An 18318-nucleotide genomic window follows, 5' to 3' on the forward strand; every position below is an offset into this window, starting at 1 on the left:
CTTAAGCCACCAGAAAATACAGCGCGAGGTTCACTGCAAAGGGCGCAGCATAGGCTCCAAGAAGGGCCAGCAGCGGCCCCGGCTGTGTTGCGGGCGCTTTGGGCGCCATCTGGTCCATGGTGTTAACGTTGTTATGGTCATACACCTTACCCATTGCGAGGAAATTGCCACGGCTTTCAACGCCAAAGAACAGCGCGAGGGGAATAATCAGCGCCAGGAACGCCCAGACGAAGAAAAAGAATCCAAAGTTGAAGCCGTCGCTGCTGCGGGAAGACAAAAATAGATAGCTCCCGAGCTCAATGGCTGAAAACACGAGCAGGAAACGGATGCCTTTTTTGAGCTTCTTCTTCACTGGTTGACCTCCTAAAGGCGAAACTGATCATAAGGGAAGCTTGAGGCGCTGATCTGCTTGGCGGATGCCTGGTCGACGCTGCTGTTTGAGGTGGGTTGATTCCAGCCCAAAATCCACAGAATCAGAAGCGCGTTAAGACCGAAAAAGAAACCAATCCAGAACCATCTGTCAGCCTCATGGCCGCGGCCACTACGAAGGGCCTGGGATTTGGATGCAGCCCCAAATATGCTGCCGAGAACGATCCAGACAACTAAAAACACAAAAAAGTCAAACATCCGGCAACCTCCTGTTTCTGTTGATGACTCGAGGGTTCCTTAATCCCGTCAGTCTTGCGCAGCTCTTAAAGCTTAAGCTAATTGGCGACCCTTCATTCACAGTATCCCCTTTTAAACGGTGCTTAATCCTAAAACGCCAAACTTAATGGAATTTTAATGGAAAAGGCAGTGTGTTGGTGCGGCCCAGTCCCCAACCGGATGTTCAGGATGTCCCTGTCCCCAACCAAACATCCAAGCCGGCCCAGTCCCCCACCAGATGTCCCTGTCCCCGACCATCACTCCAGTCCCTTGGCCCCCTGAATGTACTCATCCATGATCTCCGCCACGCGCTTCGTGTACTTCACCGCCTCGACCACCGTCCGAGCCCCGGTCACCACGTCCCCGGACGCGAAAACCCCAGGCCGCGTCGTCCGGCCCTCCTCGTCCGTCATGATCAGGCCACGGCCGTCAATCTGAATCCCCTCCGTATAGCTGACAATGTTCGACTTTGGCCCCTGGCTCACCGCAATGATCACCGCGCTCGCCTCCAGCAGCCCCCTGCTGTCCTCCACCGTCACAATCCCGTCCGGCGTCAGCCGCGTCTCGTCATATACGACCCCGCGGCCACTAATCTCCACCGGCGACTTGTAAAACTCGAACTTGACCCCATCGATCTCTGCATAGTCAATCTCGTGCTTCCTGGCCGCCAGCCGCTCCCGCCCGGACCGCGCCATGATCGTCACATCCCGCACGCCATGCCGCAGAACCGTCCGCGCCACGTCCATAGCCACATTCCCGGCGCCAATCACGACCACCTTGTCCCCCAGCCGGTAAGCCCCCGGGTTCCTCAGGTAATCGATCCCAAAATGCACATGCCCCAGCGTCTCACCCTTAATCCCCAGCTTCCGCGGGTTCCAGACCCCCGTCCCAATAAACAGCGCGTCATACCCATCCCGGAACAGATCATCCACCGTCAGCACCGGCCCAATCAGCACATTTGGCCGAATCACCACCCCAAGCTCAATCAGCTTGCGCTCCAGCCGCGCAATAATCTCCTTGGGCAGCCTGAACTCCGGAATCCCATAATACAGGATCCCGCCAATCTTGTCGTTCATGTCAAAAATGGTCACCTTGTAACCCTTCTGCGCCATGATAAACGCCAGCGTGATCCCCGCCGGCCCAGAACCTATTATGCCGATGGTCCCCAAATCCCCCACCCCCGCCTCCACAGGCAGCATATCCAAACTATAATCGGAGATATAATTTTCAATACTGCTGATGTGCACCGGCATCCCCTTGGCCGCCAGCACACAGTGACCCTCGCACTGTGCCTCATGCGGGCACACCAGCGAACACACCAGCGACAGGGGATTATTGTCAAACAGCATCTTGCCCGCATCACTGATCCGCCCTTCAAGCAGCATCCCAATCATCTCCGGAATCGCCGTGCCCACCGGACAGCCCTTGACACACCTCGGATTCTTACACTTCAGGCAGCGCTTCGCCTCATCAATCACATGCAGTCCCATCTCAACACCCTCCAAACCTTCGTGTTCCGACTTGTATTTTGTATTCTGTATAATATACCACGGATGAAGTCCCCTGTAGACCATTATTATTTCTTTAACAACATTGAAGGCGCTGAATGAAACGGCAAAAAATCCGCAAGAAAAAAAGCGCCTCCATCAACAGAGACGCCTTACTGTGTGTTTGTTTCAATTTACTGTAGTTTCAGACCGTTTCATAACGATTAGAACTTTTTTCTAAGCCCAACTCCCAGGCCCAACATCAGTGTTCCAGCTGCGTAATAGGCATAAGGCGGGATTTCGCCTGTCTGTGGGAGGGTCTCTTCTTCGAGCTCTGTCGTTGAAAGTGGTGTTGCGTCGTCTATGATTTCTTCAAGGTCTTCCTCTTCAGAAGCTTCTTCGTCAGCGGGTGCTGATGGCTCACCTTCTGCGATCTCAAGCGCGCTGCCGCTTCCAAGCGGTGTCTGCGCCTGAACAACCGTCTCTACAACAACGGTTGTGTTCTGGTCATTTCGATCTGATGGCCTTGAAGGTTTCTTAGACGGCTGAGGCGCTTCTGGTTCTTGCGTACTGGATGTGTCCTCAGGATTTTCTGATTCATTTGGATCTTCTGGATCTGCCGGATCTGCTGGATCTGCCGGATCTGCTGGATCCGCTGGATCTGCTGGATCCGCTGGATCTGCTGGATCTGCTGGATCCGCTGGATCTGCTGGATCTGCTGGATCCGCTGGATCTGCTGGATCTGCCGGATCTGCTGGATCTGCTGGATCTGCTGGATCCGCTGGATCCGCTGGATCTGCCGGATCTGCTGGATCTGCTGGATCTGCCGGATCTGCTGGATCCACTGGATCTGCCGGATCTGCCGGATCTGATGGATCCGCTGGATCTGCTGGATCTGCTGGATCTTCTGGGTCAACTGGAATTTGCGGATCTTCCGGCGCTTCAAGCTGCGCCAGTTTAAATTCAAAGCTGTCTGAACCCTCGATCCAGTCATAGACTTCTTCGAGAATTGACGCGCCTTCGCTAACCGGCAAGCTAAAAATCATATCTTCGAAATCTTTAAAGTTTGCTTGGCCTTCACTGACAGTCATCAGCAGGCCTATCCTTACATCTTCGCCTACCGGCAAATAGCCATTGGCGTTTTCAAGAGCATCGTCATAAACGTCATTCCCGGACAAATTTTCATCCGCTGCCAAAGCGCGAATGGCTTCATGAACCTCATAGTCATAACCATGATAATCATTCAGCAAATAGTTGATAGCGTCGGCATTCTCAATACCCGCAAACTCAAGTGATGAAATTATGCCGCCATACTTCACCTCTAACGCCATATCTGACGTATAACCGAGGACATAATTAACAAAAGTACCTTCCAAGTGATTCTTCCTGTCCATCTCAACAGCTTTAAAGTCATCTGTTAAATAGAAGAAATGGATCCCTGGCTTCGGTTTTGGCTTTGAGCTCGCCTCAGACTCCAAAATATAGTCCACCAGTACGCTGGACTCATAGTTGACTTCAACGATCACGCTCAAAGCTTCCTCAGCACTTGCCTCGACTTCAAACTCAGTGGAAGTTAAAGTCTCAACCGTTTCACCGTCCGACCCTTTCACCGTCACGTTTGCATCAACAAAACTAAAACCTTCATTGAAGCTTAAGCTGACCGCGACTTTGTCCGGGCTGGTTTTATCTAACGTGTAGGAGCCAAAGCTTGTAGTTACTGTCTCGATGCCTGTGTCTTCCGCAAATCCCATCATCCCAAACGGGAGCGCGAGTGTGATTATGAGCACAAAAATAAGGGATTGTGCCCATGATTTTGAATTGCGTTTCATGGTATTTTCCCCCTGTCAAGTAGGTTATTTATCTATGATTACTTGACACGGCAGCTGGACGGCCATAACCTCCAAGTTCCAGGTCTTAGGCTCCTAAGCTTTGCGTCCCAGCCTTTCAGCTGGTTTGCCTTTTTCGTATCAACGATCCTCCTCTACAGTCTTATTGAAGAAACACACAGTGATCTACTTTCAGAATAGTGCGATAATGCAAGCTTGTCAAGCGGTATCTCAACCGCTCAAAGCCTTATGTTAACCCGCTTTCAGCTGTTTTCACAAAACCTTTACAACATCTTGTACCGCCCGCCTTGCAATGACGAGTTTTGACACGATATGTGCCAAAATAAAAAATTATATTTTTTTCATCTTCATTACAAAATCTTCGACCAAAAAAACAAAACCGCCGGGAACTGCGCCACTGTCACAACAGCGCCATCACCCCCGGCGGACCTCATCCAGCTTTCTTTTTTCTTTTTTCATATACTGCCCAATCGCGACAAACACCGAAATCAGCATCCAGCTGAGCAGGACCCCCAGCAGGGCGCCACCAGCGTCCAGAGCCATGTCTGAAAACTGCATGATCCGTCCCGGCACGAAATGCTGGTGCACCTCGTCTACAACCCCAATCAGGCCCGAAATCAGCCATGCCGGCATCACCAGCCGTAGCCCCCTGCGCCGGGTCACCGAGAAAAACGCCAGCGTCACAAACCCGCCCAGCACCATAAACAGCAGCAAATGCGCGCCCTTGCGGGCCAGATATATCAAAAAAACAATGCTTGGATCCGTCGATAAAATAAGCTCTGACTTAGTCGCCAGTCCCAGCCTGACTATCACCTCATAAGTCTGCTGCGTCGTCTCCTGCATGGCCTGACTCGAAAACCAGCAAATCACCGCCACCCAGGACGCCGCCAGCAGCAGCGTTAAAACGCGTTTCACGCGGGCATCCCCCCTCACCTCAACCATTATATGCTGAGATCAGGGGGGTGGTCAAGGCCGCAGGTGTGTTAACATAAAATGTTTTTCGCGCTCCAGCAGCTTTCACGAGCCCACTGTCAAACCACTCCGCACGATGCCATGACGCCGCACCTTCACCGCAGGTCCCCGCCCCGCTCCTTTTCCCGGATATACAGGTCCAGCGCCCGGATTCCCCGGTGCGCCAGCTTGAACATCAGAATATAAAGGTAAATGGTCAGCACCATAAACACAATAAATATAACGACATTAAACAGTCCTAAAAAGCTCCACCATCCGTTCATTCAAAAGCCCCCTAAAAGATTTTTTTTAGCCGATGGTCACCTCAAAGTCACCCATCCGCCCTATCACACTGCTCGACCTTCCAGCCACAAACCGCCAACAGGCCGCTTTTCCTATCTTACCCACCTCTTAAGGCCCAAAACGTTTGCCCCACAAATGCCGTGGTATAATCAAAACAATCTCCATATTCAATGCAATAAAACTTACCGCTCATGCGTTATAGGATTAGAAGGGGCCTTGTCTATGATACTTTTTACCTTTGTCATAAACGACAACTTAGAGCCGCAGATTTCTGCGACAGCAGGCGAGCTGGATGAGGGCCTGTTATCCCGCATTGGTCAGGGGGACATGTCCGCCTTTGACCAGCTATACCGGGAAACTGAGCGGGCCATGTACACCTACGCCCTCTCCCTGACCAGAAGCCACGACGAGGCCCTGGATCTGGTCCAGGAATCCTATGTCAAAGTGCTCTCCGCGGCCCACCTCTACCAGCCTATGGGCAAGCCCCTGGCCTGGCTGTTCACAATTCAGAAAAACCTTCACCTGAGTCACCTCAGAAAGTCCGGCCGGATCACCCCGCTGGACACTGCGGACATTGAAAACAGCAGCCGCTTTTCATATGTGGAGGATCCTGATGACCGTCTGGTCCTTGAGTCCGCGCTGACCCTGCTGAATGCGGAGGAGCGCCAAATCGTCCTGCTCCATGCCGTTACGGGAATGAAGCATAAGGAGATTGCTGAGACCATCGGCATAAACCTTTCTACGACGCTTTCCAAATATCACCGCGCGCTGAAAAAGCTGCGCGCCCATCTCGAAGAAAGGGGGCTAAACGCATGAACGAAGACAACCTTAAAAAGCATTTGAAGCAAGCCATTGATCAGGCCCCAATCGACCTTCTCGAGAAGATCAAGGCGCAGCCGGCCGAGAAAATGGCCGCCCATGACGACATCACACGGCAATCTGCGTCCGGAAAAGTCCGTTACCTTAAACCCGCGCTGGCACTGCTCTCCGCAGCCGCAATTTTCCTCATCGCCTTCGTGAACTGGCAGATGACGACGCAGTGGGTCGACAGCATGGTGTACCTGGACGTCAATCCAAGTCTTGCCCTCGAAACCAACCGACGGGACCAGGTGATCCGCTTGAGCGGACTGGATGACGAAAGCCAGGCGCTGATCGAAGGTCTTGACTATAAAGGCAAAAGTCTCGAAACCGTTGCGGCAGAGCTTCTTGACCGGCTCGTCCTGCAGGGCTACGTCAGCAGCAGCGAACCCGCCATCCTGCTTTCGGTTTTCAATGAAGATCCCGAAAAGCGCAGCCGCCAGCTCACTGAACTTGATCAAGCCATTCACGCCTACCTCAAAAGCTTGGAGATTCAGCCGATTGTCTTGACACAGACCCTGGACCCAACCGAAACCCTGAGTGAGTATGCCGAGGCGAATCACATTTCCGTCAGCAAGATGACACTGATCCGCAACATGATCCTTCTCGACCCGGACCTGAAGACTGAGGACCTCTCCAAGCTGTCCCTGGAGGCTTTGATCAAAGTTTCCTCCAAAGTTGAGCTGAACCTTGAGCAGATTATTCAAAGCTCAGATATGGAGCGCATCAAGACTTTAGACGATTTTGATGAGGACGACCCTGAGGATCTCGATGACGACAACGATGACGGCATTGATGACATTGATGATGATGGCGACTTAGATGATGATCAAGACGATGACGATTATGACTTCGATGATACAGATGATAATGACACTATGGATGACGCTTATGATTTGGACGATTCTGAGGACGACGACAGTCTGGAGGATCTCGATGACGAGGTCGAGGATGATCCTGACGATATCGATGATGACGACATGGAAGATGACGACACTGAGGACGACGACTCAGAGGACGATGATTAAGCTTACAAAAAAGTTTTCAAAAGGATGCAATAAAAATCACCCCTCGTGCGTTAGTGTAATATAACGCTAACAACACTGCATAAAGGAGTGACTAAAAATGACAATAAAAAGAAAGCTTTCCCTATTAGCGATTCCTGGCCTGCTGGCCGCCTCAGCCTTTACCTTTGCTTTCCTGAACGCCCCGGCCAACACCCTGACCGTTGACGTCAACCCAAGCATAGAGTTGACGACCAACCGACTGGACAAAGTCGTGGAGATCAATCCGCTGAACAATGACGCCAGATCACTCTTGGAAGGCTATACGCCAAGTGACCGGGATCTGGATGACGTGGTCAACGACCTCGTGGACCGCATGATCTTGACGGGCTACATTACAGGTGGTCAGGACAATGTGGTTATGATCAGCGTCCAGGATGAAGCTGCAGACCAAAAACTGGTAGACCGTGTGAACAAAGCCATTGCGGCTTATCTGGAAAACAAGCAGATTGAAGCGACCATCGTCAACAAAAAACTTGATATTGCGCGTGAAGCGCTGAACAAAGACGGTGTTTCCTCTGGTAAGCTGGCCGTTGTCGAGGCTTTGATGAACAGCGACGATTCGCTCTCTAAAGAAGCACTGGCGGATATGAAAATCTCCGAGCTCGTCGCGCTTGCCAAAGACCTTAATATCAAGCCATCCACCCTTTTCGAAGCGGTTCTGGACCGTGATGATGATTTTGATGACTTTGATTTGGATGACGACTTTGACGACGACGCCTATAAAGATGCTGACGATAAGGACGACCAAGATGACGACCGGGATGATGTTTGGGACGACGACCAGGATGACCGGGATGACCGGGATGACAATTGGGAAAAGTCAGACAAACCTGCAGATGACAGCTCCTCTGCTTCTATCAAAGTAACCATAAGCGATAATGTGATTTCAGCCGAACGTGCCAGAACGATTGCGCTTCAAAAAGTAAACGGTGAAATTATCAAATTGGCCCTGGATGATGACGACGACCGTATGGAATACGAGGTCGAAATCCTCTCAAATGGCATAAAATATGAAATGGAAATTGATGCTGTTACCGGAAGCATCCTTGAGTTTGAATCCGAAGCAGTCTTTGATGACGACAAAGCTTGGGATGACGATAACGATTATGATGATGTAGATCAAGATCTGCCTAATGATCGTGAATATGATCGTGATGATGATGACGAGGATGACGACGATGACGACGATGACGAGGATGACGACGAGGATGATGATGATAAAGATGATGACCGTGATGACGACTAAATTTGAATAGAGTAAATGCCCCTGCCTTGTTGAGACTCACTCACAGGCAGGGGCATTTTTTACAGCAAATCTTTGTAGGCGCGCATGGCGTATAGTACTCTGACAATATCCACTTCACGCTTTTGCTCATCCACAATATAAAAGACTATATAGTTGTTTACAAGAAGCTTCCTGTAGCCTTTTAGTCTCAATAATTTTTCTGTCACAAGCTCGCACGACATAGGAAACTCTTCCAGTCTCAATATTTGATGTTCTAGTTTTTTCAGAAAATCTACTGCAGCAATTTCATTTTTCAACTCATACGCAATATAGTCACTGATCTCTTCAATGTCCTGGTCAGCAATTGGTGTCAGCCGTATGGTGTACCTACTTTTCTCCATATTTGCTCCGAATCCTTGAAAACGCCTCTTTCACAGGAATCATTAATTCACGTTCTCTTAGCTGACTTTCACCTTCAGCAAGCTTTTCATACAACTCCAGTTTGGCTAATACCTTCTCATAGGCTTCAATACTCATGACTACCAGATCTCCGTAGCCATTCTTAGTGATGTAAATTGGCTCCTGACTCTCGTGGCATATTTCTGAGATCTCATTTGTGTTTCTCAATTCTTTAATGGGATATATTTTTGGCATAATTCCACCTCTTATCAAATCATAATTATGCTATAATTATACCACAATCGGCATTCACTGTAAGGTAACTTTTCTTGAGTTATACACTCCAAATTGTTATAATCAACTGTGTTGAATTTTGACAACTATTTTTTAGAATTGAGGCAAACAAAAATGATTCAAGTAGAAAAGCTTTCCTTTGGTTTTCCGGCAAAAGATTTATATAAAGAGATTTCCTTTTCATTGGAAAAGGGACAGCACTGCGCATTTATTGGAAGCAATGGCACTGGAAAATCAACGCTTGTTGATCTGATTATTCATCCAGATCAGTATTTGTACGACGGTAAGGTTACCAAAGATGCAAGCTGCCGCATTGGTTATGCCAGCCAGTTCGCTGTGAGGGATAAAGAACAGGAATGCACTGTTTTTGAATATCTCAGTGAGAGATTTGTAAAAAATCAACAAGCGATAGCTGCTGTGTGTGAAGAAATGGCAGTGGCTGAGGATGTGGCGCCGTTGTTTGAGAAGTATCAGGCGCTTTTAGATGCCTTCGAAGCTATGGACGGGGATCATTACGCAAACAATATCCGTAAACAGCTGTATTTAGCCGGTATGCGTGAGTTGGAAGAAGCAAAGCTGTCACAGCTTAGTGGCGGAGAGTATAAATTACTTCAGATAATGAGAGAAATGCTGCTATCGCAAAATCTTCTTGTCCTGGACGAACCGGATGTATTTCTTGATTTTAACAACTTAAATAGACTTCGTCAGTTGATTAATGGTTATAAGGGCACATTGCTAGTGATTACACACAACAGATATTTATTGAATCATTGCTTTGACAAGCTTCTGCACTTGGAGAACGGTGACCTTCAGGAATATGATGGTAATTATTCAGAATATCGTTGTTCCCAGATCAAGGAAAAATTAAAGCTTAAGGTGCAAAGTCTTGAAGAACAAGAAGAAATTGAGCGCACTGAGAAAATGGTTGATATTCTGCGTGCAAGAGCTTCGGCACTTGCCAATCCCGTTATTGGAAGTGCTGTAAACGCAAAGCAAACGCAGCTTGACCGTTTGCGCGCAAGACAAATTAAAGCACCTTTTATTGAGCTTCGTGAGCCAAAGATTGAATTTCAGGCGGTAGACACTGAAGCAGAGCGTACGGTTTTAAGCATTGCAGATTATAACGTTTCATTTGATGACAGTTTACTTTCAAATATCAATTTTGAATTGCGCGCTGGCGAAAAAGTGGCCATCGTTGGGGCAAATGGGACAGGAAAAACTACTCTAATACGCGATATCTTAAACAATAACCATCCGTCCATCCATATCAATGAAGCTACAAGCTATGCCTGTTTATCCCAGCTTAAGGACGAGAATATGGATGAAACGAAAACGGTCTACGAGGTTATGGAAAACCTGGGCTTCACGACCAAGGAAAGGATCCAGGCGTATCTCGGGGAATATTGTTTGACCGGTGATACTTTAAAGCAGAAGGTAGGTCAGTTATCCGGCGGAGAAAAGAACTTGCTCCAAATTGCTATGATTGCAAATACCAATGCAGAGCTCCTTATTCTTGATGAGCCGACCAGCCATTTGGATCTTTACGCGCAAATGGCTCTGGAAAAAGCCCTGATCAACTACAAAGGGGCGATCCTCATGGTAAGCCATGATTTCTATCTTGTCGCTAATTGTGCAGATTACGTTTTACTTGTAGAGGACAATACGATTAGACGTCTGCGTACACGGACGTTCCGTAAAATGGTCTATGACAAATATTTCGATGTGAAGTATTTAGAAATAGACAAGAAAAAACAAGAATTAGAAGCTGATATTACATTAGCCTTTAAAAAGAATGAGCTGAACAATGTAGACAAGCTTTGCAGCCAGTTGGAAGCCCTTAGCGCGATGTAGTGATTAATGACGGAGGAAAAAAATGACTGAATTATTAGCGCCGGCAGGAAGTATGGAAGCTTTGAAAGCTGCAATTTCCAATGGTTGTGATGCAATCTATCTGGGAATGCAAAAATTTGGCGCACGTGCCTACTCCTCAAATTTTGACGTAGAATCGTTAAAAGAGGCTGTTCAGTATGCGCACCTTAGGGATGTAAAAATCTATGTCACAATGAATACCATCGTTTTCGAGAACGAGGTTGAAGAGATGAAAGCGCAGATGCACGAATTGAATGACATTGGTGTGGATGGCATTATCGTCCAGGATCTGGCGGCTCTCGATTATATAGTTAAAAACTTTCTTGATATGGAAGCCCATTGTTCAACTCAAATGGGGATAGATGATTTGGACGGGACTTTATTATTCAAAGAGCTTGGCGCTAAAAGAGTGGTTCTGTCCCGTGAGGTTGAGATTGAAAAAGTAAAAGAGATCAAAAGAGCAGCTAAAATGCCAATAGAAGTTTTTGTTCACGGTGCTTTATGTGTCTCTTATTCTGGAAATTGTCTCATGTCTGGTTTAATAGGCTACAGGAGCGGAAATCGCGGAAGATGTGTTGGTTCATGTCGTAAGGTCTATGAACTTATTGATCAGACAACAGGGACAGCTTTAGGGAAAAGCTATATTCTATCGACCAAGGACTTAAGCACAATCGATTATATCAATGATTTAAAAGACATTGATTCTTTAAAAATAGAAGGCCGCATGAAAGAGCCTGCCTATGTTGCTAATGTGGTCTCAAAATATCGCCTGGCCATAGATCATAAAGTAACAGAAGCAGATAAAGAAAATCTGAGCAAAACATTCAACAGAACCTTTACTAAAGGCTATTTGTTCCACGAGGACAGTAAAGATATTACAAACATCTCAAGACCCAATAACTTTGGTTTAGAAATTGGAAGAATCAGCAAGATCGTTAAAGACATGTATGAAATCACACTTACGCGACCTTTAAACCAAAACGATACCATCAGAATAAGTCATGAAAATGAAGATGTTAATTTAACGGTTGCAAAAATGTACGGTAAAGATGGCAATTTAATCAACACCGCAGATGATGTCTGCTATATCAAGCTCAAAGAAAAGCTGTCCAGGGGCGATTCAGTATACAAAACGAAGGATGTTTCCTATTACAAAGCATTGGAAGCCTCCCTGGAAAAAGAATTTAAACGTTTTAACCTGGACATCAGAGTGTATGCCTATCCTGATTCAAAGCTGATCATAGATGCGGCGGGCTTCGGCTTTAATTATTTATATGAAAGCGAAGAAATTTTAAGCGAAGCCATTAATAATCCCACAACAAAAGAGCAGGTCGTGAAGCAATTTTCAAGATTGAATGATACTATATTCGAGCTTAATCATGTAGAATTCGAGGAATGTGGTGTCTTTATCCCGGCTAAACTGTTAAACGCAGCAAGACGGGATATTGTACAGGGCTTATATGACTTAAAGCTTAACAGCCATAAGAAAAGAACCAAGGCTTTGAAAGCAAAAGAAAAAATAAGCTTTGCCCCTGATAAGCCCTACCTCACGGCCTCTGTCACGACCAAGGAACAGTATGACGCATGCGTGAGCTGTGGCATTGAAGAAATCTATTTCGAAAACGTTGTTAGAAGAAACCAGAATGATTATAAGGAAAAAGAAGGTCAGCTGCTTATAGGCGGCTATGGCGGAATCTATCACTACAGAAAGACGAATCCTTTTGTTGCGGATTATTCTCTAAATGTAGTTAACGCCACCAGCTGCTACGAACTCTATAGATTAGGTGCGAAACGCATCACTTTATCTTATGAATTGAATAAGAGACAGATTGAAGATTTAATTCATGCTTATTATGAAGAAAATGACGGTTATCCCGCACTTGAAATGATTGTCTATGGCAGGGCGCCATTGATGTTTACGAAATATTGTCCATTGAAAAAAATGGATCAATGCGGCGTTTGCAGAACTAAGCGCTACGAGTTAAAAGATGAGCACGGAACGTTTCCCATCCTTTCTCATGAGGATTGTACAACGACACTCCTTAACGGGAAGACGCTTAATCTTTTTGATGAGCTGCAAAGCATAAAAGGCATTGAGGCATTCAGATTAAACTTCACTATTGAATCAAAAGAGCAGGTCGTGAAAACCATTAATGAAGCCTTAGGCAAATTAAATGGCGGCGTGAATAAAGCTGTCTTTAACCAGGACACCGACACAAGAGGTCATTTTAATAAAGAGATTTTGTAGGGAAACCCCATTCCAAAGCTGGGTGCTACCCTCCCGGAAATGAAAGTAAAAGCGCTCCTTAGGGTGAAGTGATTCCATCCAAAGGAGCGCTTTTTCCGTACTTCAGTCTATCGGTTGATCATGACCAGCCCGGCAATGCACAGCACCACGCCAAAGATCTTGCTGACCTCAAAGGCCTCCTTGTATAACTGCATACCCACCGGGATCAGCGCGATCGCCAGCGCAATGTTGGCCACAAGGCTGCCAACGCTGATGTTCCATCCCGCCCTGTAAGCCGCCAGAAAGCCAAACTCCAGCCCCAGAATGGAAATGCCAAGGAGAACACTCGTCCAGTTCAGGGACTGCAGCGACTCAAGGATCCCCTTATCAGACTTGTAAAAGAGCAGCGCCACCGCGGACAGGGCCGCAGCCACCAGATAGGTGACTATCAGGCTCACGAAAGGGTTGATTTTGTCCGGCGTGGATTTTTGCGCAATGTGATACAGGATGTTGGATGCGACAATCATCACAATTGAAAAAACGTACATGAAGCTCTCCTCCTGGGTTCTGCCTTAGAGCGGTGCACCTTGATTAAATGACCCGTACTGCTTTAACTCTAACGGCCAAGCTCTATGACATTTGCCACAAGAGCCTTGCACTTGCCGCAGTCTGTACCGGCACCGGTGATTTCGGAAACCTGATCTGCGGTCTCTGCGCCATTTGAAATTGCGGTTAAAACGTCTTGGAAAGTGACCGTTTTGCAGCCACAGAGCATGGTCATGATGTAGTCTACGTTTTCCTTGCAGCCCTCACATTCGCCACACGCGCCAGTGACAGCCTTTAGCTCTTCCAGAGTACGCGCCCCGCCAATTTGAGCTTTTCTGAACGCGAGATACTCGACGTTATTGGTTGTACAGATGATGCCTTTGCTTGCCATTTTGAATTTCTCCTCTTCTGATGTGGTTTTCCCAGCACTAATCTGGGAATTTTGTGATCTGACCAGAAGATTTTATATTATTTTTGAAAACATTTCAAATGCTTTTCTTTGCTTTTAGTGAGAGTGAAATGTGTTAAAATGGGATCAACGATATTGAAGGTCTTGGCTTTTTCTCTTTTTGCATAAGGATGGCGGTTCCCCGCCGTGAGTGGATTTTCGGGGTGGATGAAGAAAGGACCATCGGCAGAAAATGCTTTTTGCAGATGGTGGATAAGGAGCGTTTTGAGATGGAAAATCTTGAGTTAAAAGAAAAAAATAATATTTCCGATGGTCACCTGACCCTCGCCGCGCTGCCCAAGCATTTTAAGGGATTTCTATTCGACATGGACGGGACGCTGTTCGACTCCATGCGGATGTGGCGGCACCTGATGCCGGATTACCTGAAGACGCACGGGATTGAGCTGCCGCGGGAGGTCCACAAGGCCATGCAGGGCAATACGTTGGGACAGGTCATTCAGGTCGTGGCTGAGCTCTATAATGAGCACCTGGATGAGCAGGAGATGTTCGAATATTACGATCAGCGGCTGAGAGCGGCCTATGGAGAGCAGGTTGGGTTTAAGCCCTTCGCGCTGGAGTATCTGCAGTATTTGCGTGCACATGAGCGTAAGCTCGCGCTGGTGACAACCACGGACCGGGTCTATGTGGATGTGCTCTTTGAGCGCTTTGGGCTGCATGACTATTTTGAGGTGATCCTGACCATTTCGGATGTGGGGGCGGGGAAGAACAAACCGGACATCTACCATGAGGCGTCACAGCGGCTTGGGCTTGGCGTGCAGGAGTGCGTCGTCTTCGAGGACGCGCTGTTCGCGCTGGAAACGGCGAGGGCGGCGGGCTATGTGACGATTGGGGTCGAGGACCACGGGCATGTGGATGAGGAGACACTGGCGAAGAGCTGTGATTTGATGATTAAAAGCTGGGATTGGGCGTAGGGGTTTGGGGGAAAACAAAGAAAGGAAAACGGCGCGCATTGCCGTTTTCCTCTCAGTTGTAGTAAAGGTGAGAAATTGGCGCGGTGGCGCCAATTTCTTTTTTTGGTGTGTTGTTTTACCACCACCTCACGAGCCAAGGTGCAGAATGTTGGTGCGGCCCAGTCCCCGACCGGCCTTCAGTGAACAAGCTCTGTTTTGGGCGGTGGCAGAAGTTACACCTCACGCTATCAGACGTACACCTCGCGGCTATCGCCTATTGCCCCGCTACGCTGCGCTTCGGTGACGCCCTTGCTTCGCTCGGTGACAGCATGCGCCCTATATAAACAAAAGTGATCCCACGCTTCCGAGAGCAAGCTCTCTTTTTGAGCGGTGGCATAAATTACACCTCACGCTATCAGACGTGCCCCCTCGCTCCGCTACGCTGCGCTTCGGTGACGGGCTGCGCCCTATATAAACAAAGGTAACGCCGTACTTCAGAGAGCAAGCTCTCTTTTTGGCGGTGGCATAATCTACACCTCACGCTATCAGACGTGCACCTCGCTCCGCCCTATGGGCTGCGCTTCGGTCGCGGGCTGCGCCCTATATAAATAGAAGTGCCCCTCCACTTCCGAGAGCAAGCTCTCTTCAGCGGAGGGGCACTTCTATTTATGCACGTCTGTTAGCTTTCGCGGACGTTAGCTTTCGCGCTACTCTTCCCCCAAATACGCTTTTCTCACCCGGTCATCCGTCAGCAGGGCCTTCGCCTCGCCTTCAAAAATGATGCTGCCTGTCTCAAGGACGTAGGCGTAGTCCGCCAGCTGGAGGGCAATGTTGGCGTTCTGCTCAACGAGCAGTACTGTCAGTCCCGTCGTCTTGTTCAGGTCCGCTATGGCGCTGAAAATTTCCTGGACGACTATAGGTGCAAGGCCCATGGATGGCTCGTCCAGCATCAGGAGGCGTGGCTTCGACATGAGAGCCCGGCCTATTGCCAGCATCTGCTGCTCGCCACCGGACAGCGTCCCACCCAGCTGCTTGGCCCGTTCCTTTAATCGCGGGAAGAGCTTAAAGACAAATTCCTTGTCTTTGGCCACGCCGTCCTTATCCTTGCGAAGATAGGACCCCATGTCCAGGTTCTCCTCTACCGTCAGGGCCGTAAAAATCCGCCTGCCCTCCGGTACGTGGATGACGCCCTTGCCTACAATTTTCTCAGAAGGAATGGTCAGCAGGTTCTCGTCCTCAAAGAGGATTTGGCCTTTGCATTTTACCAAATTGGAAATCGCCTTCAAAGTCGTGGACTTACCAGCGCCGTTTGAGCCAATCAGCGTGACAATTTTCCCCGCGGGAATTTCAAAAGACAGGTCCCGGAGGGCATGAATGCCGCCGTAAAAAACGTCAATACCTTGAACCTTAAGCATCCGGCTCCGCCCCCTTTCCAAGATACGCCGCTATGACGCGCTCGTCTTTCATGATGGCCTCAGGCTTTCCTTCGGCGATCTTATTGCCATAGTCAAGAACGGCCACACGGTCGGAGATGCCCATGACCAGCTTCATGTCGTGCTCGATCAATAATACCGTAAAGCCCCGGTCCCGGATCTTGCGGATCAGGGTGGTCATTTCCACCTTTTCGTTGGTGTTGAGGCCCGCTGCGGGCTCGTCCAGGAGGATGAGACGCGGTGAGGAAGCCATGGCACGGGCAATTTCCACGTGGCGCTGAATGCCGTAAGGCAGGCTGACGGCAATTTCATCCTTATATTGAGTCAGATCCAGAAACTCCAGGATCTCTTCACAGACGCTGCGGATCCTGAGCTCTTCGTTTTTGTGGCGCTTCAGGTGCAGCAGCGCGTCGAAGATGCTGGAGGACGTCCGGCAGTGCTGGCCCACCATGACGTTCTCGAGGACTGTCATGCTGGAAAAAAGGCGGATGTTCTGAAAGGTTCTGGCCATGCCCAGCTTGGTGATTTCAAAGGGCTTGGATTTTTTAAGCTCCGCCCCCAGAAAGTCCACACGGCCCTCGGTAGGCTCGTAGATCCCGGTCAGCAGGTTGAAGAATGTCGTTTTGCCGGCGCCGTTGGGGCCAATCAGGCTGACGATTTCGTGCTCATCGATATGGAAATCGACCTTGTTAACGGCTGTCAGTCCGCCGAAGACTTTTGAAATTCCAGAGGCCTCTAGGATTTTCATCTGCTGCTCCCCTCCTTTTAAGACTGTCGAGACTGATCATGCCCTGCGGACGAATGATCATCATCATGGCCAGCAGAATGCCGTAAATGGCGTATCTATAGGTGGAAATGTCACGGAGTGCCTCCGGTAGGATGGCCAGGATCACGGCGCCAATTATGACGCCAGGAATACTGCCTAAACCACCAAGGACGACCATGGTTAAAATGGTAACGGACTCCATGTAGGTGAAGTTATCCGGGTTGACATAGTGTACAAAAGAGGCGAAGAAGCCACCCGCAAAGCCGGCAATGACAGCACCAAGAACAAAGGCTAAAATCTTCATGTTGGCCGGATTGACGCCCATGGACTCTGCCGCGATCTCATCGTCTTTGACCGCCGCGAGGCCCCGGCCCAGCCTGGAATCCTCCAGCCGCTTGCTGATGATAATGGTCAGGATCACCATCACGAGGATGATATAGTAATAACCTGTGTTGCTCTTGACAACATAGCCAAAGAAGGACGGTGACGGAATGCCCGGAATCCCCGCAGGTCCCCTGGTGAAGGAGCCCCAGTTGATGAGGATGAGCCTCAGGATTTCGCCAAAGCCTACGGTGACTATGGCCAGATAGTCGCCTTTGAGTCGCAGGGTCGGAATCCCCAGGACAAAGCCAAAGATGCCGGCCACAATACCAGAAGCCACAAGGGCGATCCAGAAATTGACACCAAAGGAAACCGTCAGAATAGCCATAGTATACGCGCCAAGGGCGTAAAACGCGGCGTGCCCAAGGGACAACTGACCCGCCTGCCCCAGAACAATGTTCAGACTGAGCGCCAAGACAATGTAAAGCAACACCATGACGCTGGTTCTCAGGATGTAAGGTTCACTGGACAGCAGAAACGGCAGTACTAAGGCAAACACACCCACAACGGCGATCAGCGCCTTTTTCTTGCCGCCGCTGACTTTGAACAGCTTGACGCTGGCAAAGTCGAAAAAGCGGGCCAGGACCTGGATTGCCAGGAATAAAACCGCGGAGTAAAACAGCAGGTTGCGCAGCACGATCATTAAATTCGTCATCTCAGC

The 18318-nt window shown here is 48.8% G+C and carries 19 protein-coding genes and 1 riboswitch; of the genes, 6 read left to right on the forward strand and 13 right to left on the reverse strand.

Annotation, left to right across the window (positions count from 1 at the left end; translation table 11 throughout):
- Window position 1: 1 nt before the first annotated feature.
- The 6 genes from BLP63_RS07550 to BLP63_RS16835 form a co-directional block, all read right to left on the reverse strand.
- On the reverse strand, window positions 2-352 hold the full coding sequence (locus BLP63_RS07550; RefSeq protein WP_092590307.1) for a hypothetical protein: 351 nt from the start codon (window positions 350-352) through the stop codon (window positions 2-4).
- 11 nt (window positions 353-363) lie between these two features.
- Window positions 364-627, reverse strand: a complete 264-nt coding sequence (locus BLP63_RS07555; RefSeq protein WP_092590308.1) for a hypothetical protein — start codon at window positions 625-627, stop codon at window positions 364-366.
- Window positions 628-902: 275 nt separating this feature from the next.
- Window positions 903-2135 carry an NAD(P)-dependent oxidoreductase gene (locus BLP63_RS07560; RefSeq protein WP_092590309.1) on the reverse strand — a complete coding sequence of 411 codons (1233 nt, stop codon included), beginning with the start codon at window positions 2133-2135 and terminating at the stop codon, window positions 903-905.
- Window positions 2136-2356: 221 nt separating this feature from the next.
- Complete coding sequence (locus tag BLP63_RS07565; RefSeq protein WP_092590310.1) at window positions 2357-3961, reverse strand: LPXTG cell wall anchor domain-containing protein; 1605 nt, start codon at window positions 3959-3961, stop codon at window positions 2357-2359.
- Between the two features lie 46 nt (window positions 3962-4007).
- A riboswitch (cyclic di-GMP riboswitch) is annotated at window positions 4008-4100 on the reverse strand.
- Window positions 4101-4393: 293 nt separating this feature from the next.
- A complete protein-coding gene (locus BLP63_RS07570) occupies window positions 4394-4894 on the reverse strand; it encodes a VanZ family protein (protein WP_170829352.1) in 501 nt (166 codons plus the stop codon).
- A 152-nt stretch (window positions 4895-5046) separates the two neighbouring features.
- Window positions 5047-5214 (reverse strand): hypothetical protein, encoded by a 168-nt coding sequence (locus tag BLP63_RS16835; protein ID WP_170829353.1) that lies wholly within the window; start codon window positions 5212-5214, stop codon window positions 5047-5049.
- Between the two features lie 241 nt (window positions 5215-5455).
- Between BLP63_RS16835 and BLP63_RS07575 the strand changes: the two genes are divergently transcribed.
- From BLP63_RS07575 to BLP63_RS07585, 3 genes are all read left to right on the forward strand, one after another.
- Complete coding sequence (locus tag BLP63_RS07575; protein WP_092590312.1) at window positions 5456-6049, forward strand: RNA polymerase sigma factor; 594 nt, start codon at window positions 5456-5458, stop codon at window positions 6047-6049.
- Window positions 6046-7119: an anti-sigma-I factor RsgI family protein gene (locus tag BLP63_RS16840; protein ID WP_092590313.1), complete on the forward strand. Its 1074-nt coding sequence runs from the start codon at window positions 6046-6048 to the stop codon at window positions 7117-7119. The genes BLP63_RS07575 and BLP63_RS16840 overlap by 4 nt, the downstream gene beginning before the upstream one ends.
- A 97-nt stretch (window positions 7120-7216) precedes the next feature.
- The gene (locus tag BLP63_RS07585) at window positions 7217-8404 is read left to right on the forward strand and encodes a PepSY domain-containing protein (protein ID WP_092590314.1); all 1188 of its coding nucleotides are present in this window, start codon (window positions 7217-7219) and stop codon (window positions 8402-8404) included.
- 59 nt (window positions 8405-8463) lie between these two features.
- Here the strand turns inward: BLP63_RS07585 and BLP63_RS07590 are convergent, their stop codons facing one another.
- A complete protein-coding gene (locus BLP63_RS07590; protein WP_092590315.1) occupies window positions 8464-8784 on the reverse strand; it encodes a type II toxin-antitoxin system RelE/ParE family toxin in 321 nt (106 codons plus the stop codon).
- Window positions 8771-9037 (reverse strand): type II toxin-antitoxin system prevent-host-death family antitoxin, encoded by a 267-nt coding sequence (locus BLP63_RS07595; RefSeq protein WP_092590316.1) that lies wholly within the window; start codon window positions 9035-9037, stop codon window positions 8771-8773. The genes BLP63_RS07590 and BLP63_RS07595 overlap by 14 nt, the downstream gene beginning before the upstream one ends.
- 153 nt (window positions 9038-9190) lie before the next feature.
- On the opposite strand from BLP63_RS07595, the gene BLP63_RS07600 reads away from it, so the two are divergent.
- Both BLP63_RS07600 and BLP63_RS07605 read left to right on the forward strand, forming a co-directional pair.
- Window positions 9191-10927: an ABC-F family ATP-binding cassette domain-containing protein gene (locus BLP63_RS07600; RefSeq protein WP_092590317.1), complete on the forward strand. Its 1737-nt coding sequence runs from the start codon at window positions 9191-9193 to the stop codon at window positions 10925-10927.
- Between the two features lie 22 nt (window positions 10928-10949).
- The gene (locus BLP63_RS07605) at window positions 10950-13193 is read left to right on the forward strand and encodes a U32 family peptidase (RefSeq protein ID WP_092590318.1); all 2244 of its coding nucleotides are present in this window, start codon (window positions 10950-10952) and stop codon (window positions 13191-13193) included.
- 107 nt (window positions 13194-13300) lie between these two features.
- On the opposite strand, the gene BLP63_RS07610 is transcribed toward BLP63_RS07605, so the two are convergent.
- Entirely contained in the window at window positions 13301-13720 is a 420-nt protein-coding gene (locus BLP63_RS07610) for an EamA family transporter (RefSeq protein ID WP_092590319.1), read from the reverse strand.
- Window positions 13721-13788: 68 nt separating this feature from the next.
- Window positions 13789-14109 carry a (2Fe-2S)-binding protein gene (locus tag BLP63_RS07615; protein ID WP_092590320.1) on the reverse strand — a complete coding sequence of 107 codons (321 nt, stop codon included), beginning with the start codon at window positions 14107-14109 and terminating at the stop codon, window positions 13789-13791.
- Window positions 14110-14396: 287 nt separating this feature from the next.
- Here BLP63_RS07615 and BLP63_RS07620 point away from each other — a divergent pair, with 287 nt between their 5' ends.
- Entirely contained in the window at window positions 14397-15098 is a 702-nt protein-coding gene (locus BLP63_RS07620; protein ID WP_170829354.1) for an HAD family hydrolase, read from the forward strand.
- 686 nt (window positions 15099-15784) lie between these two features.
- Here BLP63_RS07620 and BLP63_RS07625 read toward each other — a convergent pair.
- The 3 genes from BLP63_RS07625 to BLP63_RS07635 are packed head-to-tail and all read right to left on the reverse strand — an operon-like array spanning window position 15785 to window position 18312.
- Entirely contained in the window at window positions 15785-16492 is a 708-nt protein-coding gene (locus BLP63_RS07625; RefSeq protein WP_092590322.1) for an ABC transporter ATP-binding protein, read from the reverse strand.
- Window positions 16485-17258 carry an ABC transporter ATP-binding protein gene (locus BLP63_RS07630; RefSeq protein ID WP_092590323.1) on the reverse strand — a complete coding sequence of 258 codons (774 nt, stop codon included), beginning with the start codon at window positions 17256-17258 and terminating at the stop codon, window positions 16485-16487. The genes BLP63_RS07625 and BLP63_RS07630 overlap by 8 nt, the downstream gene beginning before the upstream one ends.
- Window positions 17200-18312, reverse strand: a complete 1113-nt coding sequence (locus tag BLP63_RS07635; protein ID WP_092590324.1) for a branched-chain amino acid ABC transporter permease — start codon at window positions 18310-18312, stop codon at window positions 17200-17202. The genes BLP63_RS07630 and BLP63_RS07635 overlap by 59 nt, the downstream gene beginning before the upstream one ends.
- Between the last annotated feature and the right edge of the window lie 6 nt (window positions 18313-18318).

It is taken from the genome of Acidaminobacter hydrogenoformans DSM 2784 (assembly GCF_900103005.1).
GTDB classification, from domain to species: domain Bacteria; phylum Bacillota; class Clostridia; order Peptostreptococcales; family Acidaminobacteraceae; genus Acidaminobacter; species Acidaminobacter hydrogenoformans.